Annotated in this window: 14 protein-coding genes; 7 read left to right on the top strand and 7 right to left on the bottom strand. The window is 72.9% G+C overall.

Annotation, left to right across the window (positions count from 1 at the left end):
- Positions 1 to 17: 17 nt before the first annotated feature.
- Positions 18 to 1,481 carry a histidine kinase N-terminal domain-containing protein gene (locus tag ACFYSC_RS10165; protein WP_362934928.1) on the bottom strand — a complete coding sequence of 488 codons (1,464 nt, stop codon included), beginning with the start codon at positions 1,479 to 1,481 and terminating at the stop codon, positions 18 to 20.
- A gap of 67 nt (positions 1,482 to 1,548) precedes the next feature.
- Between ACFYSC_RS10165 and ACFYSC_RS10160 the strand changes: the two genes are divergently transcribed.
- From ACFYSC_RS10160 to ACFYSC_RS10135, 6 genes are all read left to right on the top strand, one after another.
- Positions 1,549 to 2,721, top strand: a complete 1,173-nt coding sequence (locus tag ACFYSC_RS10160; protein WP_389959355.1) for an 8-amino-7-oxononanoate synthase — start codon at positions 1,549 to 1,551, stop codon at positions 2,719 to 2,721.
- Between the two features lie 76 nt (positions 2,722 to 2,797).
- Positions 2,798 to 3,517 (top strand): GntR family transcriptional regulator, encoded by a 720-nt coding sequence (locus tag ACFYSC_RS10155; protein ID WP_362934922.1) that lies wholly within the window; start codon positions 2,798 to 2,800, stop codon positions 3,515 to 3,517.
- Positions 3,518 to 3,659: 142 nt separating this feature from the next.
- Positions 3,660 to 4,382, top strand: coding sequence for a dethiobiotin synthase (gene bioD, locus ACFYSC_RS10150; RefSeq protein WP_389959351.1), 723 nt, complete (start codon positions 3,660 to 3,662; stop codon positions 4,380 to 4,382).
- A 138-nt stretch (positions 4,383 to 4,520) separates the two neighbouring features.
- Entirely contained in the window at positions 4,521 to 6,728 is a 2,208-nt protein-coding gene (locus ACFYSC_RS10145) for a transglycosylase domain-containing protein (protein ID WP_389959348.1), read from the top strand.
- Positions 6,729 to 6,782: 54 nt separating this feature from the next.
- Positions 6,783 to 7,832 carry an aldo/keto reductase family protein gene (locus ACFYSC_RS10140; protein WP_389959345.1) on the top strand — a complete coding sequence of 350 codons (1,050 nt, stop codon included), beginning with the start codon at positions 6,783 to 6,785 and terminating at the stop codon, positions 7,830 to 7,832.
- A 190-nt stretch (positions 7,833 to 8,022) separates the two neighbouring features.
- On the top strand, positions 8,023 to 9,675 hold the full coding sequence (locus tag ACFYSC_RS10135) for an acetolactate synthase (RefSeq protein ID WP_389959342.1): 1,653 nt from the start codon (positions 8,023 to 8,025) through the stop codon (positions 9,673 to 9,675).
- A 128-nt stretch (positions 9,676 to 9,803) separates the two neighbouring features.
- Here the strand turns inward: ACFYSC_RS10135 and ACFYSC_RS10130 are convergent, their stop codons facing one another.
- A complete protein-coding gene (locus tag ACFYSC_RS10130; protein ID WP_389959339.1) occupies positions 9,804 to 11,516 on the bottom strand; it encodes a serine/threonine protein kinase in 1,713 nt (570 codons plus the stop codon).
- 379 nt (positions 11,517 to 11,895) lie between these two features.
- Between ACFYSC_RS10130 and ACFYSC_RS10125 the strand changes: the two genes are divergently transcribed.
- Positions 11,896 to 12,279, top strand: a complete 384-nt coding sequence (locus ACFYSC_RS10125; RefSeq protein ID WP_389959337.1) for a thioesterase family protein — start codon at positions 11,896 to 11,898, stop codon at positions 12,277 to 12,279.
- Positions 12,280 to 12,293: 14 nt separating this feature from the next.
- Here ACFYSC_RS10125 and ACFYSC_RS10120 read toward each other — a convergent pair whose 3' ends face one another.
- The 5 genes from ACFYSC_RS10120 to ACFYSC_RS10100 form a co-directional block, all read right to left on the bottom strand.
- Complete coding sequence (locus ACFYSC_RS10120; RefSeq protein ID WP_389959334.1) at positions 12,294 to 12,506, bottom strand: biotin/lipoyl-binding carrier protein; 213 nt, start codon at positions 12,504 to 12,506, stop codon at positions 12,294 to 12,296.
- Between the two features lie 48 nt (positions 12,507 to 12,554).
- Entirely contained in the window at positions 12,555 to 13,886 is a 1,332-nt protein-coding gene (locus tag ACFYSC_RS10115) for an acetyl/propionyl/methylcrotonyl-CoA carboxylase subunit alpha (RefSeq protein WP_389959331.1), read from the bottom strand.
- Between the two features lie 110 nt (positions 13,887 to 13,996).
- Positions 13,997 to 15,250, bottom strand: a complete 1,254-nt coding sequence (locus ACFYSC_RS10110; protein ID WP_389960303.1) for an HD-GYP domain-containing protein — start codon at positions 15,248 to 15,250, stop codon at positions 13,997 to 13,999.
- 166 nt (positions 15,251 to 15,416) lie between these two features.
- Complete coding sequence (locus ACFYSC_RS10105) at positions 15,417 to 16,766, bottom strand: HD-GYP domain-containing protein (protein WP_389960301.1); 1,350 nt, start codon at positions 16,764 to 16,766, stop codon at positions 15,417 to 15,419.
- A gap of 208 nt (positions 16,767 to 16,974) precedes the next feature.
- Complete coding sequence (locus ACFYSC_RS10100) at positions 16,975 to 17,919, bottom strand: NAD-dependent epimerase/dehydratase family protein (protein ID WP_362934859.1); 945 nt, start codon at positions 17,917 to 17,919, stop codon at positions 16,975 to 16,977.
- Between the last annotated feature and the right edge of the window lie 43 nt (positions 17,920 to 17,962).

Below are 17,962 nucleotides of genomic sequence, written 5' to 3'. Positions count from 1 at the left end.
CGCCTGACCGATCCTTCTCAGGCCGCGGGCAGGGGGATGTCGAGGGTCACCTCCGTCCCCCCGCCCGGCCTGGGATCGATGGCCAGCCGCCCGGCCAGCTCCCCGACCACCAGCGTCCGGACGATCTGCAGGCCCAGGCTGGTGGTCGACTCCGGGTCGAACCCCTCCGGCAGGCCGCGTCCGTCGTCCGAGACGACCACCCGCAGCCGCTCGTCACCCCGTGACACGATCACCTGGAGCAGGCCCGGCCGGTTGGCGAACCCGTGCTGGACGGCGTTCTGCAGCAGCTCGGTGAGGACCATCGCCAGCGGCGTGGCCACCTCCGAGGGCAGCACCCCGAACGCCCCGACCCGGCGCGGCGTCACCTTCGCCTCCGTGGCCGCCACCTCCCCCGTCATCGCGATCACACGGTCGGCGATGTCGTCGAAGTCGACCTGCTCCTCGGGCGTGTGGGACAGCGTCTCGTGCACGATCGCGATCGACCCGACCCGGCGCACCGCCTCCTCCAGCGCCTCCCGGCCCTCCGGCACCCGCAGCCGCCTGGCCTGGAGCCGCAGCAGCGCGGCGACCGTCTGCAGGTTGTTCTTCACCCGGTGGTGGATCTCCCGGATCGTGGCGTCCTTGGTCATCAGCTCCCGCTCGCGCCGCCGCAGCTCGGTGACGTCGCGGATGAGCACCAGCGCGCCGATCCTGCCGCCGCCGACGACCAGCGGGATCGCCCGGAGCTGCACGACCGTGCCGCCCGACTCGACCTCGGTCTCCCGGGGCTCGCGACCGCTTGCCACGATCATCAGGTTCTCGTTGATCGGCTCGTCCGAGTAGCACAGCGCGGCGGTCGTCCGGCCCAGCTCCGCCCCGACCAGATCGGCGTTGAGGCCGAGCCGCCGGTAGGCCGACAGCGCATTGGGCGAGGCGTAGGTGACCCGGCCGGCGCGGTCGAGGCGGAGCAGCCCGTCGCCCACCCGGGGCGAGCGCACCAGGATGGGCTCGGCCCCGGAGAACGGGAACCGCCCCTCGGCCACCATCTGGGCCAGGTCGGAGGCGCTCTGCAGGTAGGTCAGCTCCAGCCGGGACGGGGTGCGCGCCGACGACAGGTTCGTCGAACGCTGGATCACGCCCAGGAAGTGGTCGGACCGCCGTACCGGGATGGTCTCCTCACGGACCGGGACGCCGCTCGACCAGTCGGGGTCGCCCTCCCGGCAGATCCGGCGCTCGTTCCACGCCGTGTCGATGAGCGGGCGCTCGCCCTTGCCCACCGTCACCCCGACGATGTCGTCGTGGTAGACGGTGGGGCCCGTGGTGGGGCGCATCTGGGCGATCGCGATCCACCCGGAGGCGTCCCGCAGCGGGATCCACAGGATGAGGTCCGCGAACGACAGGTCGGCCAGGAGCTGCCAGTCGGAGACCAGCGAGTGCATCCACTCGATGTCCGCTTCGTCGAGCGCGGTGTGGCGAACCGCCAGGTCGCTTAGAGTCGGCACTCGTGCATCATGCGTTCTTTGCCGGTCCGAACGCGAATCGGGCGGGTCCGGCTGGAAGGATTCCTCCATGGAGCAGAGCCCCCGGCACGTCCCGGACCCGCTCGCGCGGCTGCGCTCGGCGGCTGAGGACCGCGAGGCGGCCGGGCTGAGGAGGGCCCTGCGCCCCCGCACCCCGGACGACGACGGCATGATCGACCTGGCCTCCAACGACTATCTCGGCCTGGCCAGGGACGCCCGGCTGGCCGAGGCCGCCGCGGAGGCCGTCCGCGCCTGGGGCACCGGGTCCACCGGCTCCCGCCTGGTCACCGGCTCCACCGCGCTGCACGCCGAGCTGGAGGCCGCCCTGTGCGACTTCACCGGCTCCCCGGCCGCGCTGGTGTTCTCCTCCGGCTATCTCGCCAACCTCGCCGCGGTCGCGGCCCTGGGCCGGGACGCGCTGGTGGTCTCCGACGCCGGGAACCACGCCTCCATCATCGACGCCTGCCGTCTGTCGCGCTCGCGGGTGGCCGTCACCCCGCACGGCGACGCCGAGGCGGTGGACAAGGTCCTCGCCGGCCGGACGGAGGAGCACGCGGTCGTGGTCACCGACGCGCTCTTCTCCGTCGACGGCGACCTCGCCCCGCTCACGGCACTCCACGAGGCCACCGTACGGCACGGCGCGCTGCTCGTCGTCGACGAGGCCCACTCGCTCGGCGTGCTCGGCCCCGGCGGCCGGGGCGCGGTGTACGAGGCGGGTCTGGCCGGTGAACGTAACGTTGTGAAAACGATCACACTCTCCAAGTCCCTGGGATCCCAGGGAGGGGCCGTGCTCGGCGCCCCCGAGGTGATCCAGACCCTGCTGGACACGGGTCGCCCGTTCATCTTCGACACCGGTCTGGCGCCCGCCTGCGTTGCGGCGGCACTCGCCGCTCTGGATATCCTTCGGAACCAGCCCGAACTGCCCGGACGCGTGCGAGCCAGGGCGAGGGAGCTGGCCTCTGCGGCCCGCGAACTCGGCCTGGAGACGAACGACCCGGCGGGTGCGGTCGTCCCGATCGTGCTCGGCCATCCCGAGACGGCGCTTCGGGCCGCCCTCATCTTCGCGGACCACGGAGTGCGCGCCGGATGCTTCCGGCCGCCCTCGGTGCCGGTCGGCCGCTCTTGCCTGCGGCTTACCGCGCGGGCCAATCTGACTTCCGATGAACTTGCGGTGACCGGGGACGCACTCACCGCCGTGGCCGAGACGAAGGTGACCATGTGAGTGAGCGAAGCGGACGGGTCCGGCGGGCCCGGTGTCTCGGGCACGCCCGTTCCACGCCGTCCGGCGAGGTGCTGCCGTGACGGACGACTCTCCCCGGATCCCGAAATACTACGACGTCAAGCGCAACCTGCTCACGCTCACCAAGACCCTGCCCGCGGGCAGCGCGCTGCCCCCGGAGCGGACGCTCGCCGTACGCTTCGAGACCTCCCGTACCACCGTGCGCCAGGCCCTGTCGGAGCTGGTGGTCGAAGGCCGCCTGGTGCGCATCCAGGGCAAGGGGACGTTCGTCGCGCACCCCAAGGTCGCCCAGGTCCTCCAGCTCACCTCCTACACCGGTGACCTGCGGACCGTCGGCCTGGAGCCGGACACCAAGATCCTCGACATCAGCTACGTGACCGCCGACGAGCCGCTGGCCCGCCGCCTGGCGATCAACCCCGGCGGGCGGGTGCTGCGCATCCACCGGCTACGCCTGGCCAACGGCGAGCCGATGTCGATCGACACCACCCACCTGTCGGCCAAGCGCTTCCCCCGGCTCCGGCGCGAGATGGAGGTGCACTCCTCGCTGTACGAGACGCTGCACAACGCCTACAACGTGCGGCTGACCGACGCCGAGGAGATCATCGAGACCGTGCTGGCCACGCCGTACGACGCGCAGGTGCTGGGGGTGGACGTCGGCCTGCCGATGCTCCTGCTCACCCGGCACGCCTTCGACGCCGAGGGCAACCCGGTGGAGTGGGCGCAGTCCCTCTACCGGGGAGACCGCTACAAGTTCGTCACCCGGCTGCGCCGCCCCTGACCGCCCGCCCCGCACGGTCACACCGTACGGCGGGGCGGCGGGCGTGGCGGGACGGCCGGGACGGCGGGGCCGCCGTCCTGGCACTCCCGGAAACGGTCCGTGGCCGGGGCGCGGGGGCCCGGGGCCTCCTAAGGTGAGGTGGGTGAGCATTCTCGTGGTCACCGGTACCGACACCGGAGTGGGCAAGACGGTCGTCACCGCGGCCGTGGCGGCGCTCGCCAGGGAGCGGGGCTCCTCGATCGCCGTGGTGAAGCCCGCGCAGACCGGGGTGGGCGAGAACGAGCCCGGGGACCTCGACGACGTCATCCGGCTGTCCGGGGTGACGACCACGTTCGAGTTCGCCCGGTTCCCCGATCCGCTGTCCCCCGCGGCGGCCGCCCGCGTGTCGGGCCTGCCGCAGGTCTCCCTGGCCCGCGCGGCGCAGCGGGTCAGGGAGCTGGCCGAGTCGCACCGGCTGGTGGTCGTCGAGGGGGCGGGCGGGCTGCTCGTCCGCTTCGACGAGGAGGGCGCGACTCTGGCCGACCTGGCCCGCGCCCTGTCCGCGCCGGTGCTCCTGGTGTGCCGGGCCGCGCTGGGCACGCTCAACCACACCGCGCTGACCCTGGAGGCGATGGCCCACCGCGGGCTCGACCTGGCCGGGGTGGTGATCGGGTCCTGGCCCGCCGAGCCCGGCCTGGCCGAGCGGTGCAACGTGGCCGACCTGGAGATGCTGGCCGCCCGGCCCCTGGCGGGGGCGCTCCCGGAGGATTCCGGCGCGCTCGACCGCGCCTCCTTCGCCCGTACGGCCCGCGCGGGCCTGAGCCCGGCGCTGGGCGGCGCGTTCGATCCCGCGGCCTTCCGGGGCCCCCTGGGCCGCCTGCCGTAGCATCGGAGCCGTCCGCCTGCGGTGATATCCGTACCGGTATGGATCCGGCGTCAACCGCAATATTGGACACGAACGGCCGGATCTGGTGTCCTCATCCTTTCAACGACCCCCTTGACGACCCAGATGAGGAGCCTTCCCGTGCGGCACCCCCTTGTCCCCTTCCGACCGGCGCCGGACGCCGCCTCCCGCGGCGGGAGCGCCTCGCGCGCCGCGCGCCTCCTGGTGGCGGCGACCGCCGCGGGCGCGCTGGTGGCGGCCATCGCGCTGCCGGCGGTCGGCGGCGCGGGGCTGGCCGTCATCACGGCGTCCGACGAGCTGAACCTCTCCCCGGCCGACCTCGTCGAGCCGCCGCTGGCGGAGAAGTCGACGGTGCTGGACGCCCGGGGCAAGGTGATCGCCCAGTTCTACGAGGAGTACCGCGAGGTCGTCCCGCTCGACCAGGTGGCCGACGCGATGAAGACGGCGATCGTCTCGATCGAGGACGACCGCTTCTACGAGCACGGCGCGATCGACCTCGAAGGAACGGCCCGGGCGCTGGCCAGGAACCTGTCCTCCGGCGGGGTGAGCCAGGGCGGCTCCAGCATCACCCAGCAGTACGTCAAGCAGGTGCTGCTCAACTCCGCCACGACCGAGCAGGGCAAGGCCAAGGCCCTGGAGGCCAGCTACGCGCGCAAGCTCAACGAGCTGCGCCACGCGATGGCGGTGGAGAAGAAGTACACCAAGGACCAGATCCTGGAGAAGTACCTCAACATCGCCTACTTCGGCGCGGGTGCCAACGGCGTGCAGGCCGCGGCCAAGCGTTTCTTCGGCAGGTCCGCGGCCAAGCTGACCCTGTGGCAGGCCGCCACGCTGGCGGCGGCCGTGCAGTCGCCCAACGACACCGACCCGAGCCGGGGCGCGGCGTACCGGAAGCGGCTGCTGGAGCGGCGCGACGTGGTGCTGGACCGGATGGCGCAGCTGGGGAAGATCACCCCGGCGGAGGCCGCGGAGGCGAAGAAGCAGAAACTCGGCTACCGCGGCACCCCGCTGCCGGGCGGGTGCGGGGCGAGCCCCTACCCCTACTTCTGCCTCTACGTGCGCAACGAGATCCTCACCGACCCGGCCTTCGGCAAGACCCCGCAGGCCCGCAGCCGGTTCCTCAACCGCGGCGGCCTGACGATCCACACCACGCTGGACCCGAGGATGCAGGCCGCCGCCGACCGCGCCATCAAACGACGGGTGTACGCCTCGGACAACGCGATGGCCGCCGAGGCCCTGGTGCAGCCCGGCACCGGCGCGATCAAGGCGATGGCGGCCAGCCGCCGCTACGGCTCCTCCACGCGGAAGAACGAGATCTCCTACAACGCGGTCGCCGACCGGGCGCACGGCGGCCTGGCCGGGTTCCAGGCCGGCTCGACGTTCAAGACCTTCACGCTCCTCACCGCGCTGAAGAAGGGCATGAAGCCCGACCAGGGGTTCACGGCGGGTGCGGGCTACCGCGCGCCGGGCTACTCGGCGTTCAAGAACTGCGCGGGCCAGAGCATCGGCGACCCGACCCACACCGTCACCAACGACGAGGGCTCGCCGGGCTTCAAGACGCTGCGCACCGGCACCTGGGCGTCGGTCAACACCTTCTTCGTGGAGCTGGAGCAGCGCGTGGGGCTGTGCGACACCGTGCGGACCGCCCAGTCGCTGGGCATCCAGCGCGCCGACGGCAAGCCTCTGCAGGAGTTCGAGACCTTCACGCTCGGGATCAACGAGATGGACCCGGTGACGGTGGCGAGCGCCTACGCGGCCATCGGGGCGCGCGGCAAGTACTGCCGGCCGACGTCCATCGCCCGGATCACCGACCGCGACGGCAAGGACGGCGTGCGGCGGCCCCGGTGCCGGCAGGCGCTGGAGCCCGAGATCGCCGACGCCGCGGCCGACATCCTGTCCGGGGTGTTCACCAGGGGCACCATGCGCGGCGTGGGCGGCATCGGCCGCGACGCCGCGGGCAAGACCGGCACCACCGACGCCTACGCCACCGCCTGGTTCGCCGGGTTCACCCCGGACCTCGCGGGCGCGGTGAGCATCGGCGACCCGCGCGGCTCGCAGAAGTACAAGCTCACCGGCGTCACCATCGGCGGCCAGTCCTACGGTTCCGTCGCGGGCGCCACCCTCCCCGGCCCGATCTGGAAGGACACCATGCTGGCCGCGCTGAAGGGCGTCCCCGCCACGTCCTTCCACCCGATCGACCGGGACCGGTTCGGCGGCTGCGGCGACGGCTGCGCCCCCCGGAGGCCCACCGGCGAGCGGGACGGCGACCGGGACCGGGGCGGGAACGGCGACGGGGACGAGAGCGGGCAGGTGGAGGTGTTCGGGTGAACGGCACCGTCCGCCCCGGGCATGATGATCAACTCTGGTGCTAGCGTGCCCGGCATGGAGTACCGCACGCTCGGATCGAGCGGACTGACCGTCAGCGCGATCACCTACGGCAACTGGCTCACCGCTTCCCCCCAGGCCGTCGAGGCCACGCGCCGGTGCGTGGAGGCGGCGCTGGACGCGGGGATCACCACCTTCGACACGGCCGACGTGTACGGCAACCCCGACTTCGGCGCCGGGGAGCGGGCGCTCGGCGCGGCCCTGGCCGGAGTCCGCCGGGAGTCGGTGGAGATCCTCACGAAGGTCTGCCTGCCCACGGGTCCCGGGCCCAACGACCGGGGGCTGTCGCGCAAGCACATCATGGAGAGCTGCAACGCCTCCCTGCGCAGGCTCGGCACCGACCACATCGACCTCTACCAGGCCCACCGGTACGACGGGAACACCCCGCTGGAGGAGACCATGACCGCGTTCGCGGACCTGGTCCGGCAGGGCAAGGTGCTCTACCTCGGCGTGTCCGAGTGGCGTCCCGAACAGATCGAGGCGGCCGCCGCCCTGGCCTCCGAGCTGAAGGTGCAGCTGATCTCCAACCAGCCGCAGTACTCGATGCTGTGGCGGGTGATCGAGAAGGAGGTCCTGCCGACCTGCGCGCGTCTGGGCCTCGGCCAGATCGTCTTCTCACCGGTGGCGCAGGGCGCGCTGTCCGGCAAGTATCTCCCCGGCAGGCAGCCGCCCTCCGGCAGCCGGGCCGAGGACTCCCGCGGCGGGGTCTTCGTCGGCCGCTACCTCGGCGACCCGGTGCTGTCCGCCGTGCAGCGCCTGCGCCCGATCGCCGACGAGCTCGGCCTCACCACCGCCCAGCTCGCCGTCGCCTGGGTGCTGCGCGACCGCGCGGTCTCCAGCGCCGTCATCGGGGCGTCCCGGCCCGAGCAGATCCGCGAGAACGTCGCCGCGGCGGGCCGTACGCTCGACGCGGACGCGCTGGCCCGCATCGACGCGGTCTTCCTCGACCCCGATCACGGAGACCTCGTCGAACGCGACCCCGGGAAGATCGCCGCCCCGTTCGACGTGATGCCCGCCTGGCGGGTCCGGGACGCCGCGGCGGGGTGAGACCGTGGCCCCGGTGGCGGCCCGGGGCCGGGCGCACCGGGGTGGTGACGCCGGGGACGCCGCTCCCTCGCGGGAGGTCCCACGGCCACCGGACCTGGGGAAGGCGACTCCGGCGGCGTTAGGCGGGACGAATCTGGGCAGGGTGAACATCCCCTGTCCGGCTAAGTGACTGACTGGTAGGTTGCGCGGTATGGAGTCTCCAAAGCACGCGGGTGACATCGCCGTCGCCGTCTCCAAGGCGTACGGCATCGAGACCATGTTCACCCTTTCCGGCGGACACGTCTTTCCGCTCTACGACGGAGCTGTCCACGAGGGAATGCCCATCGTCGACGTGCGGCACGAGCAGAGCGCGGTCTTCGCCGCCGAGGCGACCGCCCGGCTGACCCGTAAACCGGGCCTGGCCGTGCTCACCGCCGGTCCCGGTGTCACCAACGGCGTCAGCGGAGTCGCCACCGCGCACTTCAACGGCTCCCCCGTGGTCGTCATGGGCGGCCGGGCGCCGCAGTCGCGCTGGGGGGCCGGCGCGCTGCAGGAGATCGACCATCCGCCGCTGTTCGCGCCGATCACCAAGCTGGCCTTCACCGGCTCGGGCCCCGACTCGGTGGCCGACGACGTGGAGATGGCCTTCCGCACCGCCCTCGCCCCGCACCGCGGCCCGGTCTTCCTCGACTTCCACATGGACCACCTGTTCGCCGCGGCGCCCCCGCCGGACCACGCCACCGAGACGCTGACCCCCTCGCCGCTGGAGCCCGACTCCGACGGGCTCGCCGAGGTCGCCAGGCTGCTCGCCGAGGCCGAGCGCCCGGTGCTGGTCCTGGGTTCCGACGTGTGGATGGACCGCGCCGAGGAGGTCGCCCTGGGCTTCGCCGAGGAGCTCCGCCTGCCGGTCATCCTGAACGGCCAGGGCCGCGGCATCCTGCCCGCCGGGCACGAGCTGCTGGTCACCCGGGCCCGCGGCATGGCGTTCTCCCAGGCCGACCTGGTGATCGTGGCCGGCGCCCCGCTCGACTTCCGCCTCGGCTACGGCTGGTTCGGCGGCAGGGACGGCGCCCCGCTCGCCAAGGTCGTCCACCTGGCCGACGCGCCGTCGCAGCTCGCGACGCACATGCAGCCCGTCGCGACCGCCGCGGGCGACATGTCGCTGGTCTTCTGGGGCCTCGGCACGGCCTGCGCCGACGCCGGGGTGTCCCCCAAGACCTACCAGCCGTGGCTGTCCCGGCTGTCCGAGGCCGCCGCCGCGGCCGTCGCCGGGGACGCCGAGCTGCTGGAGTCCGCCTCCGACCCGATCCACCCGATGCGGATCTACGGCGAGCTGAACAAGGTCCTCGCCGACGACGCCGTGGTCATCGGCGACGGGGGCGACTTCGTCTCCTACGCCGGCAAGTACGTCGAGCCCAGGCGGCCGGGCAACTGGCTCGACCCGGGCCCGTACGGCTGCCTGGGCACCGGCCTGGGATACTCCATCGCCGCCCGGCTGGCCCGCCCCTCCTCACAGGTGGTGCTGCTGCTCGGCGACGGCGCGGCGGGCTTCTCGCTGATGGACGTCGACACGCTCGTGCGTCACGGCCTGCCGGTGGTGATGATCTGCGGCAACAACGGCATCTGGGGCCTGGAGAAGCACCCCATGCGGATGCTGTACGGCTACGACGTGGCCGCCGAGCTTCAGCCGCAGTGCCGCTACGACCAGGTGGTCACCGCGCTCGGCGGCGGCGGCGAGCTCGTCACCGACCCGTCGGAGATCGGCCCGGCGCTGCGCCGCGCGTTCGACTCCGGCGTGCCGTACATGGTGAACATCGCCACCGACCCGTCCATCGCCTACCCGCGTAACACCACGGGCATCTGACCCGGTGGGCCGGACGCCACAGGCGCCCGGCCCACCGTCACGGGCGTCACGGGCCCACCGGCACGGGCGCCCGGAACGTCAGGCCCCGGGGCTCCTTGGAAGAGCCGGCGTCGCGGACGCGCGGCCCGTCAGGGCTTGGGCGTCACGGCCGGGGAGGCCGGCGGCGAGCTCTCCGGGCACTTGGGGTTGGCCAGCACGATCTCCACCGGCTTGCTCGGGTCCCACTCGGTTCCGGGGGCGGGGTTCTGCTCGACCACCCGCACGCACCCGGCGTAGTCGATGTCGCCGCTCGCGGTCACCTTCACCTTCAGGCCCGCCTCCGCGAGCCTGGCCTTGGCGGCCCCCGGCTCCAGGCCCCGGACGTCAGGCACCTGCACCTTCTGCACGGTCGGGGTGGGCTTGGGCGACTTCTTGGGCGTCGGCCTGGGCGACTTCTTGGGCGTCGCCTCCGGCGTGGGCTCCTCCGTCGGCTCCGGCTCCTCGGTCTCCTCCGTCGGCGCGGTCGGCCTCGCCTGCTCGTGGGTGACGGCCGGGGTGGGAGTCCTCCTGGGCCTGGGCGGCCTGGAGGTCTTCGCGGGCGGCTCGGAGGGGGCCGTCGTGACCTCCGCCATCCGGTCGCTGTCCGGCGTGTCGTCGCTGGAGGCCATCGCGTTGATGCCCACCGCGCCCAGGCCGCCGCAGAGCACGACCGCCGCGGCGACCGCGGCCAGCATCCCGCCCCGGCGGCGCGGCGCGCGCCCGGAGCGGCGGCCGCGTCCCCCGGAGGCCGCCTCGACGGCCGCACCGGACGCCGCCGTCGTCGCGGCGGCCGACGCGATCCCCTGGGACGTCTGCTGCCCGCTCTGCCAGCCCGTCTGCGGCGCGGAACCCTGCCAGCCGGTCTGCTGCCCACCCTGGCCCTGCCAGCCCGCCTGCTGGCCGCTCTGGCCCTGCCAGCCCGCCTGCGCGGCGTTCCACCCCGTCTCGGGCGGGGGACCCGGCTGACCGAGCATCATCGGACCGGTCTTCGGCCCGAGCTGCCCGGCCTGCCGCGCGGCGGCGCTCATCGCGTCGGCGCTGGGGAAACGCCGGGCCGGATCCTTCGACAGCGCCTGCTCCACCAGGGCGCGGACCGCGGGCGGGACGTGCGGGGGCAGCGGCGGCGGGGCCTCCCGGATGTGCTTGAGCGCGATCGTGACGGGCGTGTCGCCGTCGAACGGCCGCTGCCCGGCGAGGCACTCGTAGGCCACCACGCCCAGCGCGTAGATGTCCACCGCCGGGGTGACCGGCGCGCCCTCGGCCTGCTCGGGCGCGCAGTAGGCGGCGGTGCCGAGCACCATGCCGGCGTCGGTCAGCCTGCTGGCGGCGTCGGATCTGGCGATACCGAAGTCGGTGAGCACGAGCATGCCGTCGGGCCGCACCAGCAGGTTGCCGGGCTTGATGTCGCGGTGGACGATCCCCTGGTCGTGTACGGCCTGCAACGCCGAGGCCGCCTGGGAGATGAGCTCCATCGCCGGGCCCGGGGCGATGCTCCCCAGCCGGCTCAGCAGCCGGTCCAGCGGCTCGCCGTCCACGAACTTCATCACGAGGTAGGCCGTCGCCCCCGCGCCGGGCACCTCGTGGACACCGTAGTCGTAGACGTCGACGACACCCGGATGGTTGATCGTCGCCATGGCCCGCGCCTCGCCCTGGAAACGCACGAGGAAACCGGGGTCGTCGGTACGGCCCGGAAGCAGCACCTTGACGGCGACGGTCCTGGCCAGGACCATGTCCTCGCCGCGCCAGACCTCGCCCATGCCGCCGGCGCCGATGCGGGTATCCAGGCGATACCGCCCCGCCAGCGTCGTGCCTTGGGCCACCATTACTCCCCCGTAACCCTTCCCGCTCCCACCCCAGGATTCTCCAAGAAAGCGGATCCGTGTCGCGCCACCGTAACGCCACGGTAACGAAACCCTGCGTGCCGGATGCCTCGCAAATAAGACGCGTGCCGTAGCATCGCACAAAACTCACAGCTTTTGCGGAGACTTGTACACCTTGCCCGACTCGTGAGGATAAGGGGAAATCTCTGGCGGTCCGCCGGAAGCCCCGGCGACTCGGTGAGCGGACACGACGACCTCGCCCGGAAGCCACGGCGACCCGGCGACCGGGCGACCGGACACGACGGCCCCGCGGGGAAGGCCCGGCGCGGCCGGCGCCGACCGGACACGATGGTCCGGGGAGACGGACCCTATGCTGGTGCGCATGACGCTCGCTCCCGGCCTGCACGCCCGGATTCTCATCATGGTCGAAACATCGGACACCGCGGCGAAGGTCGGCAGCGGAGACGTCCCGGTACTGGCCACCCCCCGGCTGCTGGCCCTCGCCGAACAGGCCACCGTCCAGGCGGTCGCCGGAGCCCTCGGCCCCGGGCAGACCTCCGTGGGCACCAGGGTCACCCTGGAGCACCTGGCGGCCAGCCCGGTCGGCACCCACGTCGAGATCGCCGCGGAGCTCACCGAGGTGGACGGCCGCCGCCTGGCCTTCGCCTTCACCGCCCGCGACCGGCGCGACACCGTCGTCGCCACCGGCACGATCGAGCGGGCGATCGTCGACCGCGAGCGCTTCCTCGCCAGAGCCGCCCGCTGACCGCCCGCGGCCCCCTACTCGATCACCGCGATGACGTCGCCCTCCTGGATGACGTCCCCCTCGGCCACCTTGAGCTGGGCGACGACGCCGTCGTCCTCCGCGATGACCGGGATCTCCATCTTCATCGACTCCAGGATGACCAGGGTGTCGCCCTCCTCGACGGTGTCACCCTCGGCGACGACGACCTTCCAGACGTTCGCCACCATCTCCGCGCGCACTTCAGCCACCGGAAACTCCCATTGCTCTCGTAGTACAAACGTGTCAGAGGGGCGCGTTCAGGCCCTCATGCGGGCCACCAGCCCGGTGTCGTAACCGCCGCCGACGAACTCGGGACGCGTCAGCAGCTCGGCGCAGAACGGCAGGTTGTTCTTGGGGCCCTCGACGAGGAAGGCCGCCACCGCCTTGCCCGCGCGCTCAAGCGCCTCGTCGCGGGTCTCGCCGTACACGCACAGCTTGGCCATGAGCGGATCGTAGAACGGTGTGACCGTGTTGCCGCCGGTGTAGCCGGAGTCCACCCGGACGCCCTCGCCGGACGGCTCCTCCCACACCGCGATCCTCCCGGGACCGGGGAAGAAGCGCTTGGGGTCCTCGGCGTACACCCGGAACTCGATCGCGTGGCCGCGCGGCGCCGGCGGCGGCTCGACCGCCTCGCCCGCGGCGATCCGCAGCTGCATCTCCACCAGGTCCACCCCGGTGACGAGCTCGGTCACCGGGTGCTCGACCTGCAGGCGGGTGTTCATCTCCAGGAAGACGAAGTCCTGCCGGTCGGCGTCGACCAGGCACTCCACGGTGCCGGCGCCCAGGTATCCGACCGCCTCGCCCGCCCGGACCGCCGCCGCCAGCATCCGCTCGCGCAGCTCCGGGGTGACACCGGGCGACGGCGTCTCCTCCACGACCTTCTGATGCCTGCGCTGCACCGAGCAGTCGCGCTCGCCCAGCGCGAGGACGGTGCCGTCGGCGAGACCGAGGATCTGCACCTCGACGTGACGGGCGCGCTCGACATAGCGCTCCAGCAGGATCGCCGGCGGCCCGCCGAACCGGGCGGCGGCCCGGGACGCCTGCTCGAACGCCTTGGCCAGGCCCGCCTCGTCGTGGGCGACGCCCATGCCGATGCCGCCGCCCCCGCCCGCGGCCTTCACCATGACGGGGTAGCCGATCCCGGCGGCGGCCTCCACGGCCTGGTCGAGCTCGGTGACCGGCTCGCGGGTCCCGGCGGCGACCGGCACGCCGGCGGCCTCCATGAGGTTCCGCGCGTTGATCTTGTCGCCCATCTGCTCGATCGCCTCGGGCGAGGGGCCGATCCAGGTCAGGCCCGCCTCGACGACGGCCCGGGCGAAACCGGCGTTCTCCGAGAAGAACCCGTAGCCGGGGTGGACGGCCTGGGCGCCCGACGCGCGGGCCGCCTCCAGCACCTTGCCGGCGTCGAGGTAGCTCTGCGCGGGATTGGCCGGACCGAGGAGGATCGCCTCGTCGGCCTCCCGTACGAACGGCAGGTCGGCGTCGGCCTCGGAATACACCGCGACGGCCCGCAGGCCCATGCGCCGCACCGTGCGGATGATTCGCCGCGCGATTTCGCCGCGGTTGGCGACCAGAACGGACTCGAACACGTTGGTGGACCCCTTTCGACCGCTCCACCCTATGACCGTGGGCTCCGCACAACCCTTCGCCCGAAACCACCGATCACAGCGAGGCGATCTGTAGGAATTCCACAAATCCCTCAGGCGCGGTGCACCGGGACGTGCCTGCCGACGACCCGGGTCATCGCCTCGACGATCTCCGGGTCGTACTCGTCGCCGGCGCCGAGACGGATCCGGTCGAGGGCCGCCGCGGCCCGGACCCGGTCGGTGGACCCCCCCACCAGGTCGTCGTAGGCGTTGGCCGCCTTGATGATCCGGCTGGCCTGCGGCGGGTCCTCCGCGCAGGAGTCGCACTGGCGGCGGACCGTCTCGGCCACCCGGTCCAGCACCCCGGTCTGCCGGATCACCTCCGCCCCCAGCTCCGCGATGCGCCGGGCCTGCCCGCGGTCGGTGAGCACGGTGGCCCCGCCGGGAATCGGGTCGCGCAGCGAGAGCTGGCCGATGTCGTGCATGAGCGCGGCGTACTCCAGCTCCAGCAGCTCGGGCTCGGCCATGCCCAGCTCCCGGCCGATCGCCACCGCCATCCGGCTCACCCGATGGGAGTGACCCGGCTCGACGTACCCGCCGACCTCGGTCACCCGCGCCAGCGCCCGGACCGTCTGCAGGTACGTCGCGCGGATCCCCGCGTACTTGCGGAAGGCGACCTGGGTGACCAGCAGCGGCGCGGCGAAGACCAGCAGCGCGGCCATGCCCATGCTGTGCGAGGCCAGCGCGAGCAGGATGCCGGAGGCGGACACCGCCGACCACAGCGGCGCGGCCGTCCGCAGCTCGTCGCGGAGGACCACCCGGAAGGCCGCCCGGACCCGTTCGGCCCGCAGCACGGCGGCCAGCGCCACGTCCGCCAGCACCATCAACGCGATGAGCAGGGCCATCACCCCGAGCGGCGGCCACCAGCCCCCTCCCGGCCCCCGCGTCAGGCCGAACAGCCCGTCGGCCAGCGGCCGGTAGGCCAGGGCCAGCAGCCCGCCGGTGAACAGCCTGCGCGCCATCGCGTCCAGCTTCGGCGGACGGCCCACCGCCAGGTGCGGCAGCGCCCCGGCCGTCATCCCGACCGCAAGCACCGCTACGACCTGTAACGCCGGGTGCCGCGCAGGGACGTCGCCCATGTCCAGCAGCAGCGTGTAGCCGAGCGCAGCCGCCGCGCCGATCGGCGCCACCTCCCGGTTGCCCGGCATGGTGAGCCTCGCCAGCTCCCCGACCGCGATCAGCGCGCCGAACCCGACGGCGGTCTCCGGGTCGGTCAGCCCCGCGGCGGCGGTGTGCGCCACACCCGCCGCTGCCAGCACCCCGGCCACACAGACCAGCAGGAACCGGACCGAGTCGAACCGGCGCAGGAGCCGGGCCGCCGCGCCGACGGCGGGAGAACCCGCCGCCCGGCGGCCCACCGCTCCGTGTCCGACGGCCGCGTCCGCCCTCTCGCCCGCCGCACTCACCCGGCGGCTCACCGCACGACCCCCATGGCCGCGTCCGCCTTCTCACTCGCCGCGCTCACCCGGCGGCTCACCGCTCCGACACCACCTGGATCGGAGCCGTGGGGTCGTCGTGGTCCTTGGTGACGGTCTGGGACGCGTCCGCCGGGAGCGGGACGACCTTGCGCGGCGGCTCCCAGCCGTCGCGGTCCACCGCCCTGACGAACGCCGCGACCATCACGGGGTCGAACTGGGTGCCCGCGCCCTTGCGCAGCTCGGCCACGGCCTCCCCCACCGGGCGGGCGCCGCGGTAGGAGCGGTCGGAGGTCATCGAGTCGAAGGCGTCGGCCACCGCGATGATCCGGGCGAACTCCGGGATCTCGTCCCCGGCCAGCCCCATGGGGTAGCCCCTGCCGTCCTGCCGCTCGTGGTGGTGCATGATCCCGGCGAACGCCTCGTCCAGGAAGTCGATGCCCCGCACGATCTCCAGCCCGCGCATGGGGTGGAGCTGGATGGCCGCGAACTCCTCCTCGGTGAGCGGCCCTTCCTTCTGCAGCACCTTGGTCGGCACGCCGAGCTTGCCGACGTCGTGCAGCATCCCCGCGTAGCGGATCGCCCGGAGCCGCTCGGGACCCATGCCGATCTCCTCGGCGATCATCCCCGAGGCGAGCGAGACGCGGGTGCAGTGCCCGCGGGTGTAGTAGTCCTTGGTCTCCACCGCCTGGCAGAGCGCGGCGATGGTGGCGTCGTAGGCACGCTGCTGGGCGAGGTACTGGCCGAAGGCCCACCGGGCGACGAACAGCGGCAGCAGCACCAGCACCGCGGAGATCGAGTTCACCGTCGTCCACAGGCCGGCGATCAGCAGCCCGAAGGTCGCGTAACCGAGGTAGGAGACCAGGAACTGCGCCAGGCCGCGCAGCGGCACCTGGTGGGCCTGGCCGGTCGTCACGAGCACGACCGCGATCAGGACGAAGTTGAGCGGCACGAACGCCGCGGCGGCGCCCGCGAACGGCACGATCAGGTCGTCGAACCCGGCGATGGACGGGATGACGGGATGGCCGCCCAGCAGCCGCTTGTAGACCCAGCCCGCGACGAACCCGCAGATCGCGAACTGGGCGCCGTTGAACAGCCGCTTGACCAGCGGCAGCCCCGGCCGGACGCTGAAGACCGCCGTCATGCCGACGAGCGCCGCGCCCTCGGGGCCGACGAGGACCACCGCGGCGAGCGCGGCCGAGAAGCTGACCGAGACCGCGGCCTGCCGGACGTTCAGAAGCGTGGGAACCGACTCGCAGACCAGGAACAGCAGGGCCAGCACCAGCAGGGTGGACCAGTCGAGCGGTGCGAGCCGGGCGCTCACCAGCACGCTGTGACCGATCAGCGCCCATGCGGTTCCGATGACCGCGACAAGGTAGACCTTGGCAAACCACGGCAGTCCACGCAAAGCAGCCACCCTCGGTTCTACGGGCGCGTGCTCAGGTCCAGGAGATCCCCGGACGCACCGGGCCGACCGTTTCCTTCAACATGCGCTGCCTCCACGTTGGTATCCGCGACTCAGGCTACAGAAGCGTGTGAGGCCCCGAGGGGAGGAACGGGAATCGCAAGCAAAGCGTAACCAATTCATCACCACGAGCCACGGACATGAGTCGTGCTCAGAGCGTCGCCTGGCGAGCCCTTGCCCAGGCGACGGTGGCCTTCAGCCCGGTCGCGAGGTCGGTGTGCGGCCGCCACCCCAGCCCCTCGAAGGCGGGCGCCGGGTCGACCGCCATCGCCGGGAGGTCTCCCTGCCGCGCCTCGGCGAGCGCCGGCTCGTCGGGGGCTCCCGCCGCGGCCGCCACCAGCGCGTGCAGCTCGCGGTCGGTGGTCTGCAGGCCCGTGCCGAGGTTGAACCGGCGACCGCCCCCGGCCTCCCCGCAGGCGCGGACGAAGCCGTCCACCACGTCGTCGACGAAGATGTAGTCGCGGGTCTGGCCGCCGTCGCCGTACAGCACCGTGGGACGGCCGGACAGCAGCGCGTCGGTGAAGATGGCCACCACCCCGGCCTCGCCGCCGGGCGACTGGCGCGGGCCGTAGACGTTGGAGAGCACCAGCGTCGTGTAGTCGATGCCGTGCAGCGCCCGGAACGCCGCGAGGTACACCTCGGCGCTGAGCTTGGAGGCCGCGTACGGTGAGCGCGGGTCGGTCCGCGCGTCACCCGGGACCGGGATGACCTCCGGGACGCCGTAGACGGCGACCGAGGAGGCGAAGACGACCTTGCGAACACCGCCGTGGTGCGCCGCGTTGAGGACGGAGGCGGTTCCCTCGACGTTGAGGCGGGCGTCGTGCACCGGGTCGTCCACGCTCTTGCGCACGCTGATCTGTGCGGCGAGGTGGCAGACGACCTCCGGCCGCCACTCGGCGGCCAGCCCGGTCAGCGCGGGGTCGCGGACGTCCATCTCGTGGAGGGCGAACCGCGGGCTGCGCGCCGCCTCGGCGAGGTTGGCGCGGTCGCCCCCGGACAGATCGTCGACGGCCGCGACGTCATGGCCGTCGGCCAGCAGCCGGTCCACCAGGTTGGACCCGATGAAACCCGCTCCACCGGTGACGAGAATCCGCATGCCGCCCCCCACGATCGTATGGCCATGGCCGTAGGAGAGAATC

Source organism: Streptosporangium sp. NPDC004379 (genome assembly GCF_042873875.1).
Classification (GTDB): Bacteria; Actinomycetota; Actinomycetes; order Streptosporangiales; family Streptosporangiaceae; genus Streptosporangium.
The sequence above is the reverse complement of the archived record's forward strand: the minus strand, read 5'-3'. Positions and strand labels throughout refer to the sequence as shown.